This window comes from Rhizobium sp. BK661 (assembly GCF_024808825.1).
Taxonomy (GTDB): domain Bacteria; phylum Pseudomonadota; class Alphaproteobacteria; order Rhizobiales; family Rhizobiaceae; genus Rhizobium.
The window spans coordinates 34728-59140 of record NZ_JANTYT010000021.1 but is presented as its reverse complement, the minus strand read 5'-3'; the positions used below and the strand labels follow the sequence as shown (position 1 = coordinate 59140).

Here is a 24413-nt window from a genome sequence, read left to right as displayed (position 1 = left end):
GCCGGCCATTTCCGGGATCAGCCCTTCTTGGCGCCGATCTTCTCGTCCCAGATGCGGAAGGCCTCCACCAGCTGCTTCGGCTCGAGGGGAACTTCCAGCGGATTGTTGGCGATCCAGTCGGCATATTCCGGCCGGCCGAATTCCTTGATCGTGTCCTGGCTTTCCTGTGGCGCCATCTCCAGGGTGACGTCCTTGACCGCCGGGCCCGGATAGAAATAGCCGGCGTCGTAGGCAATCGCCTGCTGCTTGGGCTGCAGGATGTAATTCAGGACATCTATGACAACACCGACCTTCTCGTCCGACACGCCCTTCGGAATGACAGCGTAATGGGCATCGGTCACCCAGTGGAAGCCATCGAGCTTCTGGACCTTGGCTTCGGCCGGTACGATGCCAAGTGCGCGTGGATTTATGTCCCAGCCGGTCGTCGAAACGACGATGTCGCGGGTACCCTCGCCCAGCTCCTTCATCACCTGGCCGGTTCCGGTCGTATAATATTCGATGTGTTCGCCAAGCGCGGCCAGATAGTCCCACGTTTTCGCCCAACCCTTGGCGGGATCGCGCGGGTCTTTATCGCCTAGAAGATAGGGCAGTCCCATGAGAAAGGTGCGGCCAGGACCGGAATTTGCTGGTCTGGCGTAGATGAAGCGGTTCTTGTTCGCCTTTGCCCAGTCAAGCAGTTCCTGTGCCGATTTCGGCGGCGTCGGCACCTTGTCGGGCATGTATTCGATCAGCGGGCCGGAGGGGTAATAGGTAATGACGATGCCCTGGTCCTTCGCAAGACCCTGCATCTTGAAGGCCTGCGGCTGCAGGATCTGTTCGAGGTTCGGAAGCTCCGATTTGTGCGCAGCGAGATCGATCCACAGACCCTGGTCAAGACCAGCAGACAGCGCGTCGGTTCCCGTCAGGACGAGATCGATATCGACCTTGCCTGCTGCCTGCTGAGCCTTGATCTTTCCAGGCAGCTCAGGGGCTGGCGCCTTGGTGAAGGCGAAGCTGGAGACCCAATCGGCCTTCTCGGCGGCATAGGCCTCGAACATGCCTTGCGTCAGCGCCAGATTGCCGGCGACGTCAGCGATGGTGATGGTGACTGGGCCTGCCGGCTTTTTTGCCTGGGCGAAGGCCTTCAATGGCAACATGGTTGCTGCGAAGGCACTTGTTGCCGTGCAAACAAATGTTCTGCGGGTAATGTTCATTCTGTTTCTCCTCCTCTTGTTACCGGACGCCGCGGCACGAAGCGGTGCTTCCCGTGCCGTTCAATGCGTGGGACCGGGGCCGTCTTATTCAGATGCGCAAAACCTCCTGGAGTGAATGCGGGCAGCACCGGTCCTCCTCGGTGTGCCTTGGCAGTCGCATCAAATTGATATACTAGTATTCGCGGGCAAGTCAACGTCAGGACGTTTCATGCAGGCAGCAGTTGTTTCCATTCCGGCGGCCATAGGTTCGGGAGCCGAGAGGTCTGCGAAGCTGCGTCGCGCAACGACCGCCGATGCAATCTTCGAGCGACTTTACAGCGACATTCTCGCGCTGCGCATGCCTCCCGGAATGGTGTTGCAGGAAAAGAAGATCGCAGAGGAATTCAACGTCAGCCGCACCCCGGTCCGGGAAGCATTGCTGCGCCTGTCCGAGGGAGGGCTCGTGGATATCTACCCGCAGTCGGGCACGGTGGTGTCGCGGGTTCCGGTCGCTGCAATTCCCGAGGCCGTGGTGGTGCGCAAATCGCTTGAAGGAACAACGGTGGAACGCGCAGCCGAAGTGGCGACACCGGCAGATATCGCGCGGCTCGACACCGTCATTTCGAGGCAGAGGTCACTTGCTGCCCTCAACGACACATCGGCATTTCACGAGGAGGACGAGGCCTTTCATGAGGCAATCGCCGGCATTGCGGGCTATCCAGGCATCTGGGGGATCCTCAAGACGGTGAAGGTCCAGATTGACAGAGCACGCCGCCTGACATTGCCGGTGCTCGGCCGCATGGACAACGTCGTCTACGAACATGGCCTCATTCGCGACGCGATCGCCGCTCACGACGCCGCAGCGGCTCGAGCCGCCATGTTGCACCACCTGAGCGCTGTCATACCCGATGTCGCCGAGCTTCGCGTCCGATATCCGGATTATTTCTGCTGAGATGATCAGCAGCGCTGCTACCTGAACAAGAAAAGGAGGAGGAAGACATGCGCCAGGGATGGAGGTGGTTCGGGCCTGAGGCGCCGGTGACACTCGACGAGGTTCGTCAAACCGGGGCAACCAACATCGTATCATCGCTGCATCAGGTCCCGATCGGCGAAGCCTGGACCGAAGCTGGCGTGCGTGAGCGCCAGAGCATGATCGAGACGACCCCACCCGGGCGATCGACGCTGACATGGTCGGTCGTCGAAAGCATTCCCATTCCCGACGCCGTCAAGCGCAACGGCGGCCGCGCCAAGTCAGAGATCGAGGCGTGGATCGCAAGCCTGGAAGCGGTTGCAGCCTGTGGCATCCCGATCGTCTGTTACAACTTCATGCCCGTCGTTGACTGGACGCGCACGGACCTTGATCACGTCATCGAAACCGGTGCGACAGCCATGCGGTTCGATCATGAGAAATTTGCTGCCTTCGATCTTTTCGTGCTGAAGCGCGCAGGCGCCGAAAAGCAATACTCTAAAGACGACAAGGCACGCGCCGCTGAGGTGTTCAAATCCATGGACGAAGTCGAGGTTGCGGAGATCACGCGGATCATCACCTCCGCGCTGCCTGGCTCCACGACAGAGCCGCTGACCATCCCTGCGTTCCGCGACAAGCTCGCCGCCTATGCCGGGATTGATGCGGATCGGTTGCGCCAACACCTCATCGAATTCCTGCAGGCGGTAACACCGGTCGCCGAAGCCCGGGGAGTGAAGCTGACGCTGCATCCCGATGATCCACCCCGCTCACTCTTCGGCCTGCCGCGCATCGCGTCGACGGAACAGGACTATGCGGCACTCTTCGACGCAGTTCCATCAGCCGCCAACGGCATGTGCTACTGTACTGGCAGTCTTGGTGTGCGTGCAGACAACGACCTGCCGGCGATCGCCCGGCGCTTCGCATCGAGGATTCACTTTGCGCATTTGCGTGCGACGAAGCGGGAAGGCGACGGAAGGACATTTCACGAGAGTGCGCACCTGGAGGGCGACGTCGATATGGTTGCGGTCCTCAGGGAGCTTGTTGCAGAAGACCGGCGCCGCAGTCCGAGCCAGTCGATTGTCTTCCGCTCAGACCACGGACACAGGATGCTCGACGATCTGAACAAAAATGTCACGCCTGGCTATCCGGCAATTGGACGGATGCGCGGCCTCGCCGAGCTTCGCGGCATATTGTATGCCTTGGACGCAAGGCCGGACTGACAGATATCACCACCTGCTCGCGCGCATCCCTGGGACCAAACATTGGGGATAGCGGGCGGACCATCCCGGCCAGGCTCGGCCGGGATGGGAGATCCACTATCGGGAACAAACTTGCGCACAAACCATTTCTCTTCCTGCAGAGAGGAGAAAACGATGACGTATGACCCCAATGATCCCGTTCGAAACCCCGATCCCAATCCGGATCTGCGCACCATGCCCGTGCGTCGAAAAGGCCCCTCATGGCTCGGATGGGTTGTGGCTGCCGCGGTGATTCTCGTCGCAGCCTTTGCGATCACCGAATGGTTTGATCGCCCTGGCACTGACCCGAATCCGACGGCCTCAACGACCCAGACCGAGCCGGTGAAGCCGCCGGTAGCGCCTGCCCCGGCTGCACCATCCAGTGAACCTGCAGCACCGGCACCGGTAAATCCGTCGACGAGCGGCACCACGCAGCCGTAAGTCGCAGGAATACGGCAACTCGCATTAGAGGACCCGTGCCCCGGAAAGCGCTGACTTTCCGGGGTCTTTCGTCTTTTGAGGGCAGTCCTTAGGATCTTAGCCAGCACACCGCTTCGCTTCGCTTCGATAGGAAGGCGCGAGGCGGGATTCTTTCACAATGACAGCACTCTCTACCGGATGCATCATCGCCCTGCTTCTGGCGTCGGGCGCACTCGTCGGTGCGCTGATCAGCCGCCGCCTTCCCAACCATCACCTTTCGACGGAGTCCAAGGAGGCCATCAAGCTTGCGACTGCGATCGTTGGAACTCTCGCGGCCCTCGCGCTCGGCTTTCTGGTCGCGTCTGCGAAGACGACATTTGATGACGCCGAAACCGAACTCAGGGAATCGGCTGCAAGGCTGGTCCTCCTGGATCGCGTCCTGGCGCAGTATGGTTCAGGGCTTGTCGAGGTTCGAAAGCAGCTCTCGGCCCTCGTTTCGGCTCGCATTGAGCGCAGTTTCGAAGGGGGAAAGCGGACCGCGATCGCCAGTTCACCCGAGGACGACCCTGGTATCGAACCGGTTCAGAGGGCATTGAGAGCATTGACGCCTGACGATGAGGTCAAGCGCCTTCTCAAGAACCGGGCGCTTGATATCAGTGGTGCCATAGCAGAGTCCCATTGGCTGGTCCTTGAAACAGGCGAGGACGGTCTGCCGGGCGCATTTCTCGTCGTGCTGACGTTCTGGCTGATCGTGATCTTTTTCACGTTTGGCCTGCTATCGCCCTTCAACGGAACGGTCATATCGATCGTCGTGGTCTGTGCGATATCCGTGGGCGGAGCGATCTTCATCGTCAACGACATGGCCCACCCCTATGGAGGGCTAATATCGGTATCGGACGAGTCTCTGCGAATTGCCCTGTCACGCATGGGTCGCAACTGAGCCGTTTATGAAACGGTTCAAGGCGCGGCGCGCTCAGTGTGTTGCGGCGCGCTTCCTCGAGGCTGCAAGTATATAGTCGTCCGCAATGTCGGCGATCGCCATGGCGATTTCGGTCGGCGTGAAATCCAAAACCTTGTCACCCTTGATGATCTGGTAGACGGCCTCTTCCAGTTTTTCCCGGCAGGCAGAAAGCCTGTCCGCATGATTGACCTCTATGGCTCGTAGTTGCATGCTCTTTCTCCCGCCAATCGGGCGCACGCGATGTGCGCTTTACGCTGAAATGAGTTGAGCAAGGCGCCCGGACCTCAACTTACCCTAGCCATGACCATAATCAGAAAAAAAGGAAGCGCTTGTGAAATCGACGTGACACCAGCATAGATAGAGTCGCGAACTGTATATCACCACCGATCGGTGTCGGTTGGCCGCGTTCTGTTGGTCGTTCCCACGTTTTGAAGCAGAGTAGGGACGCGACATTCACGCCTTTTACAAGAAATTGTGGCAATAGCATTTCGGTTCTTGAATAAATTTACTCTCGGTTGTATTTTTCGGCAAAATTCATATAATGCTAGTCTGACACGAGCAACGGGGATTGTCATGAAGGCCAAAACTCCAAACGCCATTGACGCCTATGTTGGTGATCGGGTCAGGCAGCGGCGAAAGCTTCTTGGCCTCAGCCAGGTCAGTCTTTCGGAATCACTGGGCATCACGTTCCAGCAACTGCAAAAATACGAAAAGGGCGTCAATCGTATCGGCGCCAGTCGTCTGCAGCGGATCTCGGAAGTCCTCGGAGTTCCGATCGGCTTTTTTTTCGAGGAAGGCAATGACCGTGGCATGGGACAGCACCTCAGCCCGCATGCAGACGAGGTGGCAAGCTTCATCGCATCGAAGGAAGGCCTTGCCCTCACGCGGGCCTTCATCGCGATCGACGATCCGAATATCCGCCGCACCCTGCTCGCACTCGCAAGAAGCCTCGGCTCATCACAGGCCGCCGCTGACGAGCCCGAAAGTTGGGACCGAGTGGACAATCTGAGAGGATAGTCCGTGCTGTATCTCCGGACCTTCGGCGAATTGCGCATGACCGATGGTACGGGCAATGCCTTGGCATATCCCGCAAAGGCATTGCTGACGATAGCCTATCTTTTTACCTGCACCGATCATACGCTGACGCGTCAGGAGATTGCCGCCTTTCTCTGGTCTGACGCGGAGCCGGATCAGGCGGGTCTCAACCTCAGGAAGCTGATTTCACGCATACGCCAGATCGATGAAAGCGATAGGGCACCACTCGAAATCACGCAATCGGCTGTCCGGTTGCGAACCGGAGTGCTGAGCGCCGACCTGCAGGTATTCGACGAGCTTCGGCCACCGATGGAGAAACTCAAGGCGGTCAGCGAACTACTTCAGCGTGATTTCGCCGGCAGCGTGAGATCGGTCAACAAGGCCATCGACAACTGGATCGCAAGGCAACAGGAAATCCATCTGACCAAGATGCGCCAGGTGCTCTTGGAGGCAGCCGGCTCTGCTACCAGCACTGAGGATTCGCGCACTATATCTGGAGCAGCCGTCCAGATCCTCGAACAGAATCCGACCGATGAGCCGGTTCGTGCAATCCTGCAATCACTTCCCGGAATTGCAGCGAGCCGTCAGCAGCCGGCAATGCCATCATTTCGAGCGATGGCTGAGGCCAGCTCCCCAACGGCTGACGGCGATCCGCCGGACCAGCGTGGGCTTGGCCGCCTGCCGCGGTTGGTGCTACTTCCCCCGACATCGCAGGGAGGCATTGGCGGGCTTCAGCTTGCCGCTGCGCTTGTCGAGGATGTGACGATCGAGTTATGTGCACTGCGCAACCTTTCCATCGTCGCTCCCCACACCGCAGAGCAGATCCGTCGCGATTCCGACAAGGCGGCCATCATCGCGCGCCACTCGATCTCCTATCTCCTCGACACGCGACACTCAGGTGAAGGACTTTATGCCCAGCTCGTCTTTTTCCCGACCGACGAAATTATCTGGGCGATGCGATTTCCGATGGACGCGGCAACGTTGCCGACCCAGCGGCGTCTGATCGCACAACACCTGGCATCCTCTGTTGCTGATGAACTTGCCAGGAACGAGCAAGGCCGGTTGAGCCTGGAAGCCAATCCGCAGGCCTATCATGCCTACCTCGTTGGTGCGAGCCTCATTGGGAAATTGACGTTGCCCCACATCCGAAGGGCCCGGTCAGCCTTCAAGGAGGCGTTGAAATACAACCACGGTTTCGCCCCGGCATTCACGGGCCTGGCCCGAAGCTATACCAGCGAGTGGCTGGTGACTGCTCAGGGCAATTCGGAGCTTCTGAACCTCGCCGAGCAGAACGCAGTCAAGTCCATCGAGTATGATGAGATTTCTGCCGGGGGGTTTCGCGAGCTCGGCGTGACAAAGCTCTATCTCGGGGACGTCGATGAGAGCGTCGCTGCGCTCAGCCACGCAGAGAATTTGAGCCCCCACTTCGCCGATGTGATCTACAGCCATGCCGATACGCTGGTCCATGCCTCCCGACCGGGGGACGCACTGGAAAAGATCAAGAAGGCGATCGCGCTTAATCCGCTGGCGCCGGACAGCTACCTCTGGTGTGCCGCCGGGGCGAGCTACTTTCTCGAGCAGTACGAGGATGCGGTTGCCTACGTCGAAGCGATGAAGGACAAGACACCGGCCCATCGCATCGCGGCTGCAAGCTTGGCAATGATGGGCGATCGCAGGCGGGCACATGTCTACCGACAGCGTGCTGCGGCTCTCAATCCGGTGTTCGACGTCGAAAAGTGGCTATCCGTCGTGCCGTTCAAGGAGCAGTGGCAGAAGGATCTCTACCGTGAGGGTCTCTTGAAGGCGGGATTTTAACGGGCTTATCAACTGGAGAGGGAATGTCATGACAAAGGCAGTTGTGTTCGGCGTCGAAGGAGACGACACGCTCTATATTGCGGATCTGGAAGCGGGGACGGTGAAAGCACTGGATTCTGCCCCTGGCGACCTGGGCAAAATAGCAGCAATGAGGAAGGGCGGCGTCAAGGTCGTCAAGAAGGTGGATTTCGCTGTGGCGGTTTCTTCGGCGAAGGCAGCCTTCTCCGGTCACGTGGAGCCTTGAGTTCTGGTCCTGTCTGATCGTGCGCGTTACACCGACCGTACCGTTGCGGCCAGCGAGACGCTGTTGCGCACCGTTCCGCTCCTGGCGGGCTTCGGCATCACACGTGTGGCGCGGCACACCGGACTAGACTTCATCGGCCTTCCCGTGTGGTGCGCCTACATTCCAAACGGTCGGTCGATTGCCATCAGCCAGGGCAAGGGGCTGACCGACGAGGACGCCAGGGTGTCGGCCATCATGGAGGCGCTGGAGCGGGTGGTGGCGAACGCCCCGTCTGTTTCAGTGCGCCGTGCATCGGCGAGGAAATTGAAGGCCGAGGGTCTGGCGTTCGATTCCCTTCCCTCCCTGATTGGTCGCCATCAGCAGGAAATCCAACCAGACGAGGAGGTCGACTGGGGGCTTGGCGCTGATCTGTTGGCCGACAGGGGGGTCTACGTCCCGGTCGATGCGGCGGTGCTAGACAGAACAAGACACAATCGCTTCTGGATGTCATCCGACGGGCTCGCGTCCGGCAATACGCCTGAGGAAGCCATCCTGCATGGCCTACTCGAGCGGATCGAACGGGACGCCTATTGTCTTTGGCAGGTTGGAAGCGAGGAGGATCGGCTTGCAAGTTGTCTCGATGCCGCCTGCATCGGAGACCCCGTTCTGGACGGACTGCTTGCGACCATCGAAACAGCGGGACTTGATATCAGGCTGTTCGATATGACGACCGACATCGGGGTTCCCTGCGTCACGGCAGTCATGGGTGCGCGTGAACCGCACCGTCAAGGCGCGCGCTTTGTCGAAGTCACCGGTGGCAGCGGCGCCCACCTTTCCATGGCAAGGGCGGCGATCAGGGCCGTTACCGAGGCTGTCCAGTCCAGAATGACCTTCATCAGCGGCGCCCGGGACGACATTCCGGCCGAGCTGTTTCGCACGCCGGCTCCCGCCGAGACCTTGCGCCTCCTGGATGCCGTTCCGCTTGGCCGCGACAGCCTCGCCCCTTTTTGCCCGGGCAACGTCACGGACCACCTCCGCGTGGTGCTCGATATCTTGCGTTCTCATGACGTCGGTCCGGCGATTGCCTTGTCGCTCGCGCCGCCGTCCCTCCCCTTCCATGTGGTCAAGGTCTTCATGCCAGCGCTCGAGAACCCCGAGGGGGCGCGTGCACACCTTTACGGTCCGCGTGCGCTTGCAAAGGCAATTTGCTCATGAGGGTCGTGTTCGTCGGGCCGAGCCTGCCTGCGAATGCACACCCCATGGCGACCGACATCCTTTTCCGCCCGCCGGCGGTTCAGGGCGACGTGCTTGCTGCCGTCCGCAGCGGGGCACAGGTCATCGGTATTGTCGATGGAGGGTTCGAATACACCGCCCCGGTGCTGCACAAGGAAATCCTCTATGCCCTCTCGCACCGGGTTCATGTCTTCGGAGCGGCAAGCATGGGAGCGCTTCGGGCAGCCGAGTGCAGGACCTTCGGCATGGTTGGGATCGGCCGGATCTATGAAGAATATGTGTCCGGCGCAATCGTTGACGACGCCGACGTAGCACTGCTGCACGGGCCATCCGAGCTCGGCTACCGGCCACTCACCGTCCCGATGGTCAATGTCAGGGCGACACTCGATGCCATCGAGGTTTGCGGCGAACTTGATCCGGCCCACCGTCTGGAAATCGAGCGCGCTGCGTCAGTGACGTTCTTCAAGAAAAGGACATGGAAGACGGTTCTTGAGAATGCAAACATGACCAATGCGGAAAGAAGGGCCTTGTTACCTGTCCTCATTTCACGGGAGGTCGATCAGAAAGCAGCTGATGCGGGCGCGCTTGTAAGGGCGGTCAAGGATGCGGATCTCGAGGCAGCGCCACACGCACCGCAATGGATTTTCAACAACACGCTGCCGTTATGGAACGGTGAATAGTCACTGGCTACGGCACAATGCAACAAGAACGTGTGTCACGGGTTTTTCACGGGCCTTTTGCGCGTGCCGCGACTAATCTCCATCCTGTTCGAGGGAGAGCAGAGATGAGTGCGACATCAGAATGCCGGACGATCGGTTTGCGGAGCGATGAGCGGTCCTCCGACGAGTTGGACGAACTCGTCGCGCTGGCCCGGATGATCGCCTTCGCCAAGGGCGCTGCGGAGGATATCGATCTTTCCGGGGCAATGCATTGCCTTGGCATGGCATTGAATGAGGTTCTGCGCGAGATCGGCGACGGTTCGCATGATGGATTGGCGGATGCGATAGCCACCAAGGGCTCGATCTGCCTGAACTGATAAAGATGAGGGGACGTTGGGGGAGAGGCCGGCGCATGTTGCGCCGGCCTATTTCAATTTCTTGGAATAGACACAGAGCTTTTCGGAGTGCTCGTAGTCATTGCTCTTGTAGTACTCCGCAACCCCGCCGGTGCTGCGGGAGACGAGCCAGACAAAAACGAACCCAAGAATACGGGCTTCTGCTTCCAGATGGTTCAATAGGCGCGAACCGATGCCTGCGCGCTGGTGCTTCGGCCTTATTGCGATCTCGGCAATATGGATACCCCGTCCCATGACGGAGGTGTGAGGAAGTCCGAAGGCAAAACCGATCGGCTGTGTTCCATCGAATGCCGCCACGGCCAGGCATTTGGGTGTCGTCGTCAGTTCGTCGATCCGCGAAACTGCGTTGTCGATCGTCCACTCTTCATGCCAGGGATGCTTGGCGTAGGCTTCCACAATTATATCCGCGCTTTCCAGCGCCTCTTGCCTGGTCATGCGTCTATAAACAATCGGCATACACCCACTGTCACCGTCAGCGTGGTTTACGCTACTGGTGCCTTCCTGTTCACTCTACCCCGGAAACCTTAGACCATAGGCCGCGCGCTGTGTGTCGTGACTTCGCCGTGACACTCGTTTTGCGCGAGATCAAACAATGAAATCATTGGATAAGTTCCAGACCGTCGCCACGGATGCACCCTTTGTATATGGGGCATTGGCACTTTTTTCCTCGCGAGATCGCGGTCTGCGTTGATACCAAAGGAAAGCCCCGTAATCGTTCGCCAGGCCCCATGCGTGTGCCTTGAAGCGACCTGCCAAGCATTCGGCCATCCCTACCTTCTCTCCTTCAAGCCCATCACCGATGGAATGGCGACCGGTGCCCTTAAGAACTGATCCATTTTCAGATCGCAGGAAGACCTCAGGCCGCTTACATTGCATCAACGCCTCGAGCGCACGGGCGTCCGCGACGCGGAATGGAATACCGGCGCTCGCGCGCAGTGCTCGGGGCCCGCTGCTGGTCCATTCGATCTCGAGCTTCACGCCAATTGGCGCAAGTACCGGCAGGTCAGCCTCCTCGAGGATACCATGCCCGACAAGGCAGCGGCGGGGTTGTTCACGTTCGAGGACAGGAGCTGGCGAATCTCGAGGGCGTGAACGGCGTCACCGCGTCAACTCCTTACGGTTTCGGACGGGGCAGCAGCTTTAGCCCCGCCCCCAGCTACGCCAGCCAAGCCGACACAGGTCATGTGGCGCAATATTGCGACACATGACCCACTGCAATCACGGCAGTCCAAAACACAACCGGGCGGCCGAGAATTGCCAAAGCGGCGGCTTTGAGCCAAGCTGCAATGAGAATTGGTTGGAGGAGCCAATGCACGAACTCGCCGCTCATGCAGAGCACGTCTATACCTCAGCTCAAAGGGATTCTGCCGCCGCAAACTCGTCTGTCGTTGCGTCATGGCGGCGATGTATCGCCATGCACAGACTCTCGCCCGAACAAATGCGACCGCCGATCCGTGTTAGTGAGCATGAGCTCCAAGAGGCCCGTGATGCTTCGCAAAGCCTGATTGCAGATGCTTCGGTCGAACTCGATCGGTTGTTCGCGACAGTTGGCAAGAGCGGTTGCTGCCTGATCTTGAGTGACCATAAAGGGGTTGCGCTGGAACGCCGCGGCATCGCGGGGGATGACAGGCACTTCCATGAACTTGGACTGTGGCCCGGGTCCATCTGGACCGAAGCCAGCATCGGTACGAACGGGATCGGGACTGCGATCGCGGATGAGAGGCCCGTCACCATTTTGCGGGATCAGCATTTCTTCAGCTCCAACATCAGCCTGAGTTGCACGACTGCACCGATTCGCGATCACCGCGGACAATTGGCTGCTGCGCTGGACATCTCGTCATGCCGCGACGACGTAAACGAGGTTACACTGGGTATTCTCGCACAGATGGTTCGCGACGCGGCGTTGCGTATCGAAGTCAATCTGTTCCGGAGCGCTTTTCCAGGTGCCCGCTTCCTTGTCGTTCCGACGGCTGGCAATCCGACCGCGGCGCTCCTTGCCGTCGACCGCCATGATCTCGTCCTTGGCGCGACGCGGGCTGCGCGACTGGCCCTTAAGCTGGACGACAGGCGTCTTTCCGCGGGACTGCCCGCGGCCGATGCACTGCAGGAACAGAACCCGGCACCAAACCAGGACCTCGTCGACGCCGAGCGCGCGGCATTGTTGCGTGCCCTGTCCCGTACAAGCGGAAACGTCTCCCAGGCAGCCGTTGCACTCGGCATGAGCCGGTCGACGCTGCACCGGAAAATGAAAAGACTTAACCTGCATTGATGGCGACAGCGCCAGCGCCGCGCTGTCGCAGGAGTGCTACACAGTGCACTGCGGTATCCCTTGGCGGCGCTTTCACACGCCGCAAAACTCGCGCAGGCTTCCTCTCACCGGTTCACTCCAGAACCTGGACCTTTGAAGGGAGGATGACATGCTGCATCAGAAGATCGTCGAGTCGCCATTCAGGACGAGTTACGGCAACTTCATAGGGGGCGAGTGGCGCGAGCCTATCGAAGGACGCTATTTCGACAACATCACCCCTGTCACCGGAGGCAAGCTTTGCGAGGTGGCGCGTTCGAGCGAACTCGACGTCAATGCCGCACTCGACGCCGCACATGCCGCCAGGCCGGGTTGGGCACGGACATCGGCGACCGAGCGATCCAATATCCTGATGAAGATCGCTCAGCGAATGGAAGACAAACTCGAGCTTCTGGCGCGAGCCGAGACGTGGGACAATGGCAAACCGATCCGCGAGACAATGGCGGCTGACATTCCGCTGGCTATCGACCACTTCAGATACTTTGCCTCCTGCATCCGCGCGCAGGAAGGCTCTATCGGCGAGATCGACCACGATACGGTTGCCTACCATTTTCACGAGCCGCTCGGCGTTGTTGGCCAGATCATACCCTGGAATTTTCCGATCCTGATGGCGGCGTGGAAACTCGCTCCCGCTCTTGCTGCCGGCAATTGCGTGGTCATCAAGCCAGCCGAACAGACGCCTGCATCCCTGCTCGTCTGGGCAGAGCTCGTCGGTGACCTGTTGCCTCCGGGCGTGCTCAACATTGTCAACGGGTTCGGCCTGGAGGCTGGAAAGCCGCTGGCCTCCAGTCCTCGCATCGCAAAGATCGCCTTTACCGGCGAAACGACGACGGGCCGACTGGTCATGCAATATGCGAGCCAGAACCTTATCCCGGTGACGCTTGAACTTGGCGGCAAATCGCCGAACATCTTCTTTGCCGATGTGATGAGTGAAGAGGACGATTTCCTGGATAAGGCACTCGAAGGCTTTGCTATGTTCGCGCTGAACCAGGGGGAGGTCTGCACGTGCCCCAGTCGCGCTCTGGTTCAGGAATCGATCTACGACCGTTTCATGGAGAAAGCCGTCAGGCGCGTCGAAGCCATCAGACAGGGAAATCCCCTGGACCAAGCGACGATGATCGGAGCCCAAGCCTCGAACGAGCAACTCGAGAAAATCCTTGCCTACCTGGATATTGGCAAGCAGGAGGGCGCCGAGGTCCTCGCAGGTGGATCGCGCAATGAACTCGGCGGTGAGCTCGCCAACGGCTACTACGTGAAGCCCACCATCTTCAGGGGGCATAACAAGATGCGCATCTTTCAGGAGGAAATCTTCGGGCCGGTCGTTGCTGTTACCACGTTCAAGGATGAGGCCGAGGCACTGGAGATTGCCAACGATACACTCTACGGGCTCGGTGCCGGCGTCTGGAGCCGTGACGCCAATCGTTGCTACCGGTTTGGCCGCAATATCGAGGCCGGACGGGTATGGACGAATTGCTATCACGCCTATCCTGCCCACGCCGCCTTCGGTGGCTACAAGCAGTCAGGCATCGGTCGCGAAACCCACAAGATGATGCTCGATCATTACCAGCAAACGAAAAACATGCTGGTGAGCTACAGCCCAAAGGCGCTCGGTTTCTTTTGAGGTCACTCCTGCGGCGAATGGCCCGCTCCACTGAAGGAGCGGGCCGGAAGAAGGAGGAGAAGGATGGAATTGAGCATGAAGGATGAGCCCCGTGTCATCGCGACGGACAACGCGATAGCATTGATTAAGGAGATCCGGCGGGATCATCCGGATATTCTGTTTCATCAGTCGGGCGGTTGTTGCGATGGCTCGTCGCCAATGTGCTACCCGTCGGGTGATTTCGTCGTCGGCGACCACGACATCAAGCTGGGGGAGATTGCCGGGGTCCCTGTCTATATCAGCGCCACCCAGTTCGAGGCGTGGAAGCACACGCAGCTGATCATAGACGTCGTTCCCGGTCGTGGCGGAATGTTCTCACTCGACAATGGACGGGAGAGGCGGTTCCTGACCCGGTCACGTCTTCTTGGGCGGACCCCGTGACGAGACGACACGATCGCAGATTGCTGCTCTGGTCGACCGGATTGCGGGAACCGTCGATCGGACGACCGGAAACGGCGCCCGGGCGCAAGCGTGGAGCCGTTTTCCAGGCCGTATCATTTTGTTCAGCCCGCACGCGCCCGTTGAATTGATGATTTGCTCGCCCGTTGTTCCACCTGGTCCTTCCTCATCGCTCCCGGCACGTCGACTTGCGCGTGCCCGGGAAAGCATAGTGAAAATGTCTGACAATCGGAATAATCAATCCGGCCCGCGATATGAACTGAAACTGAATTTTCCGCGGCCTCTTGATATTTCGAAGAAGGGGTGCCATTTACCGCTCACCGCCCGTATCGACGGCCTGCAGACCTGCCCGCAGAGGCTGGTCGCGTTTGCTGTCCGGGAAAGAAAAGGCGCTCCCCGACCGGGTTGAGCGCCTTTTTCTTTTTGACATCCGCCACGGTTCGCCCGAAACAGGTAGGCCTCGACGGAGAAGCCTGCAGATGAACGACAATGTTATCCAATTCCGACGTCCAAAGCCGCCAAGGCCACCAAGGCCGCGTTTGCGGAAGCTTGCCATAGCAGCCGGCGTGCTTGCCCTGCTTGTCGCCGCCTGGGGGTACTTCACGCTTTTCGGTGCGCCGACCTGATCGACGACATCGGCGCCGCGGCTCGGGACAGCTCGGCGCGGTTCCTTGGGAACGTTCTTTTTCGTCGGGACTTTTCTCGGTGTCTTTCTCGTCACAGCATTGCGCTGTTCACTGCGTGCATCGTGCATGAGCATGTCCGGATGCGGCGGGATTCAGCCAGAATACCACTGCGCCAGAAATGTGCATCGACACCGAGAGAAGCTGATGAAATCGTCTGAACTCGACAATGTGGACCGCAAGATCCTTCAACTGCTGCAGGTGGATGGCTCCCTCAGCCACGCGGCGCTCGCGGAGCGCGTGGGTGCCTCCGCTGCCTCCTGCTGGCGTCGGATCAAGGCGCTCGAGGCATCCGGAATGCTTGGACCAACCGTCAGGCTTGTCAGCCCCGAGGCGGTCGGCCGCGGCCTGACCGTGTTCTGCCAGGTTCGCATGAAGTCGCATGATCCGGCCGCGAGGAGCGACTTCGAGCGTTTTGCCGAAAGTCACCAGGAAGTCCTCGAATGCTACTCGATGTCAGGAGACTGGGACTATCTCTTGCGTGTCGCTGTCGCTGACGTAAAGGACTACGAGCGCTTGCTCATGAAAGGCATACTGACACACCATGCGGTGGCAACGTCATCGTCGCATTTCGCGTTGAAACGGGTCAAATATTCGACGTCTGTCCCGGTTTGAAATGTGCAATGGACTAGTGGTCGTTCTGCTCGTCAATGACATCGCGCAAGGTCATGGCAGCCTCGGTTCGATTTCCAACGCCGAGCTTGGCCATGATCTGGGTCATATGATGCTTGATTGTCTTTTCATGCAACTCGAGCTTGCGTGCAACAAGTTTGTTGCTCATTCCCGACGCAACAAGGTGAAGCACCTCCTGCTCACGGTTTGTGAGCATTGAGATCGCGCTTTGCTTGCTCGGTTCGGGCGCGGCACGGTTGGACAGCAACCGTGCCGAAAGGGCCGGCGCCACATAGCTTTCACCATCTGCGACATTGCGAATGATTTCTGCAAGGGTTCTTGCCCCGACGCCTTTCAGGACATAGCCCTTCGCACCACGATCAAGTGCTGCCGTCACGTCGTCACTGGACTCCGACACGGTCAGCATGACGATCTTCTGCGTCGGTAGACGGTCCAGAATCGCGGAGATTGCATTCAAGCCGCCACCGGGCATCGAAATATCGAGGAGCAATACGTCGGGCTGCTGATCCTCTGCAACTTTGATGGCATCGTCCTTCGAGCTTCCTTCCGCGACGATCTTGAACCCCTCGATTTCTGACAGGCTCCGCGCCACTCCTTCCCTGAACAGCGGATGGTCATCGACCACTGCAACGCGGATTGCTGTTTTCATGACTGGCCGATCTCCTCAATCGTGACAGGTGGCACCGTGCTTTGGTAATCGAAGCCGGGGCCCGCATCGTCGGGCCGTCCAGTTTCGTCTGGACCGTGAACATTATTCCGATCGGCCTGCGCGTCAAACATTACGATGGTATGACGGTCCAGTTCAGACCATAGGTCCATGGCAGACCAGACCTTGGTCCTGCAAAGGCGGCCAAATTGGACTGACCGAGTGCCATCCCGCGGGCGCTTTTTGGCCGTTTCCGGAGAGACGCGGCCGGAGCCAAGCATTTGCCGAATCTCTCGAATCGAGCTAGTTCTCAAACTACGGAAATTTATCGAATTATCGCCATCTGGCGAAACAACTGGCAAAACAATCATTCGCGAACGATGTCAGCATCTGGGTCATTGAAGCGAACTGAGGGAAGAAACGTGAATCGGCATCTGAGCAGCCTCGACTTTATGCAGAGCTTTTCCACCAAATTGGAGCTTGCCCTGCAAAATCTTTCGATGGCGCAGTACCCACCTGACGCGCGCCGCGAGATGCGAAAATTCTCTTCGTCAGAGGTCGCAGGGCTTCTCGACGTGTCGGAAGCCTATATCAGGCAGATCGTTCTCAAGGAAAAAGGGCCAGCGCCCGAGACCACCACCAATGGCCGGCGCATGTACACGCTCGAGCAAATCCTCGAACTGCGCCTGATGCTCGCCGAAAAGGGCCGCAAAAAGTGGATGAACCCGAGACGCGTGGCCGGTGAAGAGTGCCAGATCCTCGCGGTCACCAACTTCAAGGGCGGATCGAGCAAGACGTCCACGACAATTCACCTTGGCCACTACCTCGCTCTGAAGGGCTATCGCGTCTTGGCAGTCGATCTCGATCCCCAGGCGTCACTGACCAGCCTGCATGGGATGCTTCCCGATTTCGATCCGCGCGAAGATGAGACGCTTTATGCGGCCATCCGCTTCACGGACCCGAAACCGACAAAGTCCCTCATCCACTCCACCCATATTGCTGGCTTCGATGTGATCTGTGCCGGTCTTGATCTGACCGAGTTCGAGACCGCGGTTGCACTCGAGATGCGCAAGAACGGGGGCACCAGCTTCCTGCTGCGCGTATCCCAGGCGCTTGAGCAGGTTGCCGATGATTATGACGTCATCCTGATGGATTCGGCCCCTTCCCTGAACTTCCTCACACTATCGTCCCTGACGGCTGCCACCGGCGTGATCATTCCGGTCCCCGCGCACATGCTGGACGTCGATTCAACGGGAAAGTTCCTGGAACTTGCTTCGTCCTACATGCAGATCCTGAGCGAGATGGGGACTTCTGCACAATGGGATTTTGCAAAGTTTCTCGTCACGAAGTTCGAGGCCAACGATCATCCACAAGCCAACATGACCGCATTGATGCGGCAGGTCTTCGGTGAGGACCTGCTGTTGAACATGGTAACCAAATCGACCGCGGTTGCCGATGCCCTGACCTGGAAGCAAAGCCTTTACGAGGTGCAGCGTTCGCGTTTCTCGGCACCCAAAACCTATGACCGAGCCATGGAGTCCATCAACGCTGCCAATGCCGAGATCGAGAAGCTGCTCTGGGCGGCATGGGGGCGCGAATGAGCCGCAAGGATTCCCGCGGAATGTTCGCCAACGTGCTCGGTCAGCTTGAGCAGCCGAGCGCCGCGCCGAGCGTGAAGCCCACCTCGTCACCGCACCTCCTCAAGGTCGCGGCGGGGGTTCGGCAGATCCAGGAAAAAGGCGAGGCTCTCGACAGGCTCCTGAAAGATGCAGACCATGTCGTGGACGTCGACCCGATTGACGTCGCGCCATCCTCCATCCCGGACCGCTTTGATGGCGCCTACGACGAGGCCGCAGTCGAGGAAATAGCTGCGTCGATAAGGGAGCGCGGTCAGATCGTCCCCGGTCTCATCCGTCCTTTCAAGGGTGATGGTGCACCCTATCAGATCGTGTTCGGGCGACGTCGCCTCGCCGCAGTCAAAATGCTCGGGTTGAAGTTCCGAGCAATCGTGCGTGAGCTCAGCGATGAAGAAGCAATCATCTTTCAGGGCGAGGAGAACGCCAGCCGCAACGATCTGTCCTTTATCGAGAAATGTGCATTTGCGCTCTCGCAGGAGCAGGCAGGCTACCGGCGCGATGTCATCTGCGCATCACTTGCGACCGGAAAGTCGCATCTCTCCGAGATGCTGCGGATCGCAACGGCAATCCCGCGAGACGTTTTGGTGCAAATTGGTCCCTCGCCCGAGATTGGCCGTCGTCGCTGGATTGATTTCGCCGATGCATTCGCCGCCAGCCCGGGCGGGGCAGACCGTATCCGCCAGGCGCTCGGCCAGGACAGACATGGCGGCCCCAAGGATCGGTTTGCCGTCGCTCTCGCGGCTCTGAAGTCCGAAGCTGGCCCGGCGTCCTCACTGAAAGCCGCCACCGAAATTCGCGCAAACGGTTTTCTGATTGCGACTGTCAGTCATGCCAAGTCTGGGTCGAAGATCAGCTTCAACAAAGCGGTTGCGCCCAGTTTTATCGATTTTCTCAACGATCGCATGGAGTCGCTTCACAGCGAGTTCGTTCAGTCGACACAACGCAACAGCAAAGGATGATCATCGCAAAAGAAAAAAGCTCCCGAACGTTGCCGTCGCGGAAGCCCTTCTCATAGGTTAGCAGCTAGAGAATCGCATTTCCGTGAATCCCTGTCAAGTATGGGCACCTTTTTGGTGAGTGGATTTCTTTTGCCTTCGTCAAGGTGAAGGTGATGGAAACAGGACATGTGACGACGCCTTTCGGGCGGCGGCCGATGACGCTTGGCATGCTCTCCAGCCAGAAGGCGGCGAGCGAGCTCAAGCCCGATCAATCGGTCGACAAATGGAAGATTTACAGGGCGCTTTGCGAGGCAAAGCCACTGCTCGGCGTAACCGACCGGGCGCTGGCGGTCCTCAACGCCCTGCTCAGCTTCTACCCGGCAAATCTCCTTTCCGAGGAAAGCGGTCTTGTCGTCTTTCCGTCAAACAGCCAGCTTTCGCTGCGTTCGCACGGCATGGCCGAGCAGACCATCCGTCGCCATCTCGCCGTGCTTGTGGAGGCCGGCCTGATCATCCGCAAGGATAGTCCGAATGGAAAGCGGTACGCGCGCAGAAACAAGGAGGGCTCGGTCGGAGATGCGTTCGGTTTCTCCCTCGCTCCCTTGATCGTCCGGGCTGAGGAAATCGAGGCGCTGGCAGCTGAGGTCGCGGCGGAACGGCTGCATTTGCAAAGACTGCGCGAACAATTCACCCTCTGCCGCCGGGATGTTTCCAAACTGATCGAGACCGCGATCGACGAGGAGCTTCCGGGCGACTGGGAAACGGCCTTCACCTATTTCCGTGAACTTGTCGACGCCGTGCCGAGAACGCCGGCAGCCGATGAAATAGCCGCAGCGCTGGAGGCAATGCAGATCTTGCGTGACGATATTGCCAACAGGCTGGAAACATTGTTGAAAGCAAAAAAACCGAGCGGCAATCCCGCCCGAAATGAACGGCACATACAGAATTCAAACCCCGACTCTATTTTTGATCTTGAACCCGCTTTTGAAAGAAAGCAGGAGGCAAATCCGGCGTCCCCGATTGAGCCCCCCGCTGAAAGGACGAGACAGAGATCAGATGGGCGCAGTGGGGTCAATCCGCAGGAGCGCGCCGGCAACGACAATTCGTTAAAGTCGTTCCCGCTCGGAATGGTTCTGCAGGCCTGCCCGGATATGGCAGGCTATGGCCCCGGGGGCTCGATTACCAATTGGCGAGACATGATGGCGGCAGCGGTTGTGGTTCGGGGCACCCTCGGTGTCAGTGCGTCAGCGTACGAGGACGCGTGCAACACGATGGGACCGGAGAACGCAGCGACCGTTATGGCGTGCATTCTCGAACGAGGCGGACACATCAATTCAGCTGGCGCATATCTGCGTGATCTGACGCGAAGGGCAGAGCGCGGCGAGTTCTCGATCGGTCCAATGTTGATGGCACTGGTTCGTGCACGAGGGGCCGGATCGCGCCGGGCCGGGTGAGGTCGACCTCGTGTCTCGAATAAGGCTGAACAGCTGGATGTGCTGGGACGAAGATCGATGCCTCGCCAACGGAACGGACACGATGCGAATAGGTCGCAACGTTGAATTGCTGTCGAAGCGGCCAGGGAGATGGGGCCGCCTGCGTGTGCCGAGGATCTTGGACCGACCCAAGCAGGGCCGGTCTTTAACGTGCATAGAGCTTTTAGGCTGGGCGCTTGTGAAGCGGTACGGCCCTGTGCCAGTTCTCGAGGATCCGGCCATCGGTATGGGACTGCGTCGCCCAGCGGATCCCGTTCGAAATCACCTTGTGCACGGTCTTGTCGTGGTAGATCGGATAAGTCTCGTGCCCAGGACTGAAGAAGAAGATGCGACCGCGGCCACGTCGGAATGTGCATCCGCTGCGGAACACCTCACCCCCAGAGTACCACGAGATAAAAACCAGTTCGTCGGGTGGAGGAATGTCGAAGGGTTCGCCGTACATTTCGGAAGCATTGACTTCGAAATAAGGGGGCAGCCCCTCGGCGATCGGATGGGATGGATCAACGACCCATACCCGCTCGAGATCCCCTTGTGGCGTTTCGCGCCAGGAGAGGTTTGCGTTGGTTCCCATCAAACGGCGAAACAGCTTCGAGTGATGGCCGGAATGAAGAACGAGCAGACCCATTCCCTTGAGGACACGTTGCTGGATCCGGTCGATCAGCGCGTCGCTTACCTCTTCATGCGCCATGTGCCCCCACCACAGAAGGACATCGGTGTCGTTGAGAAGAATGTCCGGCAATCCCTCATGCGGGTCATCGAGCGTTCCCCTGCGTATCTCGAAGTCGGCATTGGCGATCCCGGTCGCAATCGCGCCGTCGATACGGTCGGGATAGATTTCCTGAACCTCCTTGTGGAGTTGCTCGTGGCGGCCTTCGTTCCAGATGGTGACCTTGATTGTCATGGTATCCTCGATGTTATGAAGCTTTTGCCGGGCGAATGACGCGGCCGGCGGAATCGAACAGGTGGCAGGCGGAGGTGTCGACCGCCAGGGACACGCGATCGCCCGGTCGCACTGTGATGTCACCTTCGGAGCGGACAACAATCGGCTGTTCCTGCGAACCGACAGTCATGTATGTCTCGACGCCCAGCCGCTCGACGATCATGACCTCGGCCGAAAAGTCCCCCTGCCCTACCGCTGCGATCTTCAGGTGCTCAGGCCGGATGCCAAGAGTAGCCTCACCCTGTGGCACTATCCCACTCGCGTCCGTCAGGTCGAGCGAGAGACCAAACGGGCTCCGGACATGGGCCTGACCGGCGGTCGATCTGGTGATCGCGATCGGGATAGTGTTCATCTTCGGGGAGCCGATGAAAGTCGCAACGAATTCATTGTCAGGCTGATGGTAGAGCGTCATTGGAGCACCCTGCTGGGCAACGACACCTTTGTTGAGGACGACGATACGATCGGCCATGGTCATCGCCTCGACCTGGTCATGCGTCACGTAAACGACGGTTGCCTTCAGCTCGCGATGCAGGCGCTGCAATTCGGCACGCATCTGCACGCGCAGGGCGGAATCGAGATTGGACAAGGGCTCATCGAACAAGATCAGTGACGGCTTCTTGATGATGGCCCGACCGATCGCAACGCGCTGGCGCTGGCCGCCGGACAGGGCGGCCGGCCGACGATCGAGATAGTCGGTCAGTTGCAGGATCTCGGCGACCCCCTCGACCTGCCGGCGGATTTCGGCCTCCGGAACCTTCTTCAGGCTCAGTGAGAAGCCGATGTTCTCGGCCACGGTCATGTGCGGATAAAGGGCGTAGGATTGGAAGACCATGGCGATGCCACGCTTGTCGGGCGGCACGTCGTTGATCCGCTTGCCGTCAAGCATGAGATCGCCGTCGTCAATGCCCTCAAGACCGGCGATCATGCGCAGCAAAGTCGATTTTCCGCAGCCGGACGGGCCGACGAAAACCGCGAATTCGCCGTCTTCCACCGTGATGTCGACGCCCTTGATGACCTCCAAAGCGCCGTAGAATTTGCGAACGTTCCTGAGATTGATCATCGTAATGTACTTTCTGGTGTCAGCCTTTGACGCCGCCGGCAAATGTTTGCACGAGGAAGCGACGCGCAAAGCCGAAGGCTACGACTGCCGGCAGGAGGTAGATAAACGCGAGTGCCGCAAGCAGCCCGTAGTCTATCTCGTTGATGCGCAGAAATGCGCGGAACAGGCCGAGTGGCAGGGTCTGCAATTCCGGCGAAGAGAGGAAAATCAGCGGAAGCAGGAAGTCGCCCCAGGCAGACATGAAGGCGAACAGTCCGGCGGCAGCCAACCCCGGCAGCGCCAGCGGGATCAGCACACGGCGAATGCGCTGTATCAGGGTGGCGCCGTCCATCAGTGCCGCCTCTTCGTAGTCGCGTGGCAGACCGTCGAAGAACGTCTTCATGATCCAAAGGGCCAATGGCAGCTGCATTGTTGCAAGCACGAGGATCAAGCCGAGATAACCATCGATGAAACCGGTCCAGCGCATGATCGGTCGAGTGTATTCGCCGAAGATCGGCCTCAGAATGGCACCTTCAGCATTGTTCAATGTCAAAAGGAACTTGTAGAGCGGCACAACGAGCGCCGTCGGCGGAAGGACACGGATCAATAGGATGGCATAGAGAAACGGCAGCTTCCACCACGCTCGGGTTCGCGACAGCGCGTAGCCGCCAAGGCCGGCCAACACCATCACCAGCACGGTCGCTCCACCGACAACGAAGAGCGAGTTGAACAGCCACTTCGCGCCGTCCTCCTTGGTAAACACGCGGAGGTAGTTGGCGAAGCTCCACTGCTCGGGCCAGCGAAGGAACAGCTGCGCGTTGCCGTCGAAGGAGGCGAGAAGCACCCAGAAGAAGGGAACGGCGCAAAAGATCGAGATCAGAGACAGCGTTGCGTAGGCAAGCAGGTCCGATCGGGTCTTGTTGGCATTTTCGCTCGGCGAGATCACTGCCATGTTAGACTTCCACCTTCATGGCCCTGACATAGCCGACGCCGAGAACCAGCGAGATCAGTAGTGCTACGACGGCGACAGCTGCGCCATAACCGAGTTGGAACGCTGTGAAGGATTGATTGTAAATGTAGATGCTGACCAGCTCCGTCGCCCCGCCGGGGCCACCGCGGGTCAGCGCGTAGACGAGGCCGAAGACGGCGATGGTCGAGACGGCGGAGATCAGCATATAGAGAAGGATCGTCGGCATCATCAGCGGCAAGGTGATGCGGCGGAACATCTGTGAAGGCGTTGCGCCATCCATACGGGCGGCCTCATATATCTCGTTTGGGATGGTGCTCAGACCAGCAGTCAACAGGATCATCGCCGTCGCGATGCCGCGCCACGTGTTGACGATGATGATCATCGACAGCGGAAAGATCTGCAACCAGTCGGCCGGCGTCACGCCGAAGAAGCTGACGATGCGGCTGAGCGTTGCCTGCTCGCCTCCGGCCAGCATCGAAATCCACATAAAGCCTGCAACCACCTCTGGTGCTGCGTTCGGAAGAAGGATGATCGAGGAGAAGAGGCGGCGGAAATGGATACGACGACGCAGCGCCATCGCCGAGACGAGGCCAAGCACGAATTGTCCGATGACTGCGGAGCCGACGACGAACAGGAAGGTGACGAGCAAGGAGTTCCAGAACTTCGCGTCGTTCAGAAGCCGCGCATAGTTGCGAATACCGACGAAGCGCGGCCGCAGTGCGGCAGCCCCAGTCAGCGCTTCATTGGTGAAGCTTAGGTAGATGGAGTAAAGCGCGGGATAGATCACGAAGGCCAGAAGCAGTGCAAGCGAGGGCAGCAGGATCAGAAGAAGCTGCCGTTCGGCGCGCCTTTCGTGGACGTTTCTGGCCATTGAAAGCTCTATAACTCATTTCGGAAGGGAAATCTGGAAACGCGGGCGGGCCCGCGTTTC

At 59.1% G+C, this 24413-nt stretch carries 27 protein-coding genes; 19 read left to right on the top strand and 8 right to left on the bottom strand.

All coding sequences use genetic code 11. The annotated features are described in order from the left end of the window. Positions 1-17: 17 nt before the first annotated feature. Positions 18-1193, bottom strand: coding sequence for an extracellular solute-binding protein (locus tag FHX16_RS26665; RefSeq protein WP_259131297.1), 1176 nt, complete (start codon positions 1191-1193; stop codon positions 18-20). A 208-nt stretch (positions 1194-1401) separates the two neighbouring features. On the opposite strand from FHX16_RS26665, the gene FHX16_RS26660 reads away from it, so the two are divergent. From FHX16_RS26660 to FHX16_RS26645, 4 genes are all read left to right on the top strand, one after another. Beyond that, the gene (locus FHX16_RS26660) at positions 1402-2124 is read left to right on the top strand and encodes a GntR family transcriptional regulator (protein WP_183758157.1); all 723 of its coding nucleotides are present in this window, start codon (positions 1402-1404) and stop codon (positions 2122-2124) included. 47 nt (positions 2125-2171) lie between these two features. Then, complete coding sequence (uxuA, locus tag FHX16_RS26655; protein ID WP_183758155.1) at positions 2172-3359, top strand: mannonate dehydratase; 1188 nt, start codon at positions 2172-2174, stop codon at positions 3357-3359. A gap of 153 nt (positions 3360-3512) precedes the next feature. Beyond that, positions 3513-3818: a hypothetical protein gene (locus tag FHX16_RS26650; RefSeq protein WP_259131294.1), complete on the top strand. Its 306-nt coding sequence runs from the start codon at positions 3513-3515 to the stop codon at positions 3816-3818. 157 nt (positions 3819-3975) lie between these two features. Further along, positions 3976-4737 carry a DUF4239 domain-containing protein gene (locus FHX16_RS26645; protein ID WP_259131291.1) on the top strand — a complete coding sequence of 254 codons (762 nt, stop codon included), beginning with the start codon at positions 3976-3978 and terminating at the stop codon, positions 4735-4737. A 33-nt stretch (positions 4738-4770) separates the two neighbouring features. On the opposite strand, the gene FHX16_RS26640 is transcribed toward FHX16_RS26645, so the two are convergent. Continuing rightward, positions 4771-4968, bottom strand: a complete 198-nt coding sequence (locus tag FHX16_RS26640; protein ID WP_183758150.1) for a hypothetical protein — start codon at positions 4966-4968, stop codon at positions 4771-4773. 363 nt (positions 4969-5331) lie between these two features. On the opposite strand from FHX16_RS26640, the gene FHX16_RS26635 reads away from it, so the two are divergent. The 6 genes from FHX16_RS26635 (at position 5332) to FHX16_RS26610 (ending at position 10100) form a co-directional block, all read left to right on the top strand. Continuing rightward, entirely contained in the window at positions 5332-5775 is a 444-nt protein-coding gene (locus FHX16_RS26635; RefSeq protein ID WP_183864751.1) for a helix-turn-helix domain-containing protein, read from the top strand. A 3-nt stretch (positions 5776-5778) separates the two neighbouring features. Further along, a complete protein-coding gene (locus FHX16_RS26630) occupies positions 5779-7608 on the top strand; it encodes a peptide antibiotic resistance protein (RefSeq protein WP_259131289.1) in 1830 nt (609 codons plus the stop codon). Positions 7609-7636: 28 nt separating this feature from the next. Next, entirely contained in the window at positions 7637-7852 is a 216-nt protein-coding gene (locus FHX16_RS26625) for a hypothetical protein (protein ID WP_183758144.1), read from the top strand. 9 nt (positions 7853-7861) lie between these two features. Further along, the gene (locus FHX16_RS26620; RefSeq protein WP_259131317.1) at positions 7862-9046 is read left to right on the top strand and encodes a YcaO-like family protein; all 1185 of its coding nucleotides are present in this window, start codon (positions 7862-7864) and stop codon (positions 9044-9046) included. Then, a complete protein-coding gene (locus tag FHX16_RS26615) occupies positions 9043-9744 on the top strand; it encodes a TfuA-like protein (protein WP_259131287.1) in 702 nt (233 codons plus the stop codon). Before FHX16_RS26620 ends, FHX16_RS26615 begins: the two co-directional genes overlap by 4 nt. A gap of 104 nt (positions 9745-9848) precedes the next feature. Continuing rightward, positions 9849-10100, top strand: coding sequence for a hypothetical protein (locus FHX16_RS26610; protein WP_183758140.1), 252 nt, complete (start codon positions 9849-9851; stop codon positions 10098-10100). A gap of 48 nt (positions 10101-10148) precedes the next feature. Here FHX16_RS26610 and FHX16_RS26605 read toward each other — a convergent pair whose 3' ends face one another. Next, positions 10149-10535: a GNAT family N-acetyltransferase gene (locus FHX16_RS26605; RefSeq protein ID WP_259131284.1), complete on the bottom strand. Its 387-nt coding sequence runs from the start codon at positions 10533-10535 to the stop codon at positions 10149-10151. Between the two features lie 474 nt (positions 10536-11009). On the opposite strand from FHX16_RS26605, the gene FHX16_RS26600 reads away from it, so the two are divergent. From FHX16_RS26600 to FHX16_RS26575, 6 genes are all read left to right on the top strand, one after another. Then, positions 11010-11231 carry a hypothetical protein gene (locus FHX16_RS26600; RefSeq protein ID WP_259131281.1) on the top strand — a complete coding sequence of 74 codons (222 nt, stop codon included), beginning with the start codon at positions 11010-11012 and terminating at the stop codon, positions 11229-11231. Positions 11232-11448: 217 nt separating this feature from the next. Then, entirely contained in the window at positions 11449-12408 is a 960-nt protein-coding gene (locus FHX16_RS26595; protein WP_259131279.1) for a helix-turn-helix domain-containing protein, read from the top strand. 148 nt (positions 12409-12556) lie between these two features. Continuing rightward, complete coding sequence (gene adh, locus FHX16_RS26590) at positions 12557-14065, top strand: aldehyde dehydrogenase (protein WP_259131278.1); 1509 nt, start codon at positions 12557-12559, stop codon at positions 14063-14065. A gap of 75 nt (positions 14066-14140) precedes the next feature. Further along, complete coding sequence (locus FHX16_RS26585; RefSeq protein ID WP_405049327.1) at positions 14141-14485, top strand: DUF779 domain-containing protein; 345 nt, start codon at positions 14141-14143, stop codon at positions 14483-14485. Between the two features lie 497 nt (positions 14486-14982). Continuing rightward, positions 14983-15129, top strand: a complete 147-nt coding sequence (locus tag FHX16_RS26580) for a hypothetical protein (protein ID WP_183758128.1) — start codon at positions 14983-14985, stop codon at positions 15127-15129. Positions 15130-15333: 204 nt separating this feature from the next. Continuing rightward, positions 15334-15801 carry an Lrp/AsnC family transcriptional regulator gene (locus FHX16_RS26575; protein WP_183758127.1) on the top strand — a complete coding sequence of 156 codons (468 nt, stop codon included), beginning with the start codon at positions 15334-15336 and terminating at the stop codon, positions 15799-15801. A 13-nt stretch (positions 15802-15814) separates the two neighbouring features. Here the strand turns inward: FHX16_RS26575 and FHX16_RS26570 are convergent, their stop codons facing one another. Next, the gene (locus tag FHX16_RS26570; RefSeq protein ID WP_183758125.1) at positions 15815-16468 is read right to left on the bottom strand and encodes a response regulator transcription factor; all 654 of its coding nucleotides are present in this window, start codon (positions 16466-16468) and stop codon (positions 15815-15817) included. Between the two features lie 419 nt (positions 16469-16887). Here FHX16_RS26570 and repA point away from each other — a divergent pair, with 419 nt between their 5' ends. The 3 genes from repA (at position 16888) to repC (ending at position 20494) form a co-directional block, all read left to right on the top strand. After that, positions 16888-18066 carry a plasmid partitioning protein RepA gene (gene repA, locus FHX16_RS26565; protein ID WP_183758123.1) on the top strand — a complete coding sequence of 393 codons (1179 nt, stop codon included), beginning with the start codon at positions 16888-16890 and terminating at the stop codon, positions 18064-18066. Continuing rightward, the gene (gene repB, locus FHX16_RS26560; RefSeq protein ID WP_259131272.1) at positions 18063-19061 is read left to right on the top strand and encodes a plasmid partitioning protein RepB; all 999 of its coding nucleotides are present in this window, start codon (positions 18063-18065) and stop codon (positions 19059-19061) included. Before repA ends, repB begins: the two co-directional genes overlap by 4 nt. A gap of 152 nt (positions 19062-19213) precedes the next feature. Then, entirely contained in the window at positions 19214-20494 is a 1281-nt protein-coding gene (gene repC, locus FHX16_RS26555) for a plasmid replication protein RepC (RefSeq protein WP_259131269.1), read from the top strand. A gap of 202 nt (positions 20495-20696) precedes the next feature. Here the strand turns inward: repC and FHX16_RS26550 are convergent, their stop codons facing one another. The 4 genes from FHX16_RS26550 to FHX16_RS26535 are packed head-to-tail and all read right to left on the bottom strand — an operon-like array spanning position 20697 to position 24353. Next, positions 20697-21434 (bottom strand): ThuA domain-containing protein, encoded by a 738-nt coding sequence (locus FHX16_RS26550; RefSeq protein WP_183758117.1) that lies wholly within the window; start codon positions 21432-21434, stop codon positions 20697-20699. Between the two features lie 13 nt (positions 21435-21447). After that, a complete protein-coding gene (locus FHX16_RS26545) occupies positions 21448-22533 on the bottom strand; it encodes an ABC transporter ATP-binding protein (RefSeq protein WP_183758115.1) in 1086 nt (361 codons plus the stop codon). A gap of 19 nt (positions 22534-22552) precedes the next feature. Further along, complete coding sequence (locus FHX16_RS26540) at positions 22553-23464, bottom strand: carbohydrate ABC transporter permease (protein WP_183758113.1); 912 nt, start codon at positions 23462-23464, stop codon at positions 22553-22555. 1 nt (position 23465) lies between these two features. After that, a complete protein-coding gene (locus tag FHX16_RS26535) occupies positions 23466-24353 on the bottom strand; it encodes a carbohydrate ABC transporter permease (RefSeq protein WP_183758111.1) in 888 nt (295 codons plus the stop codon). Positions 24354-24413 lie beyond the last annotated feature (60 nt).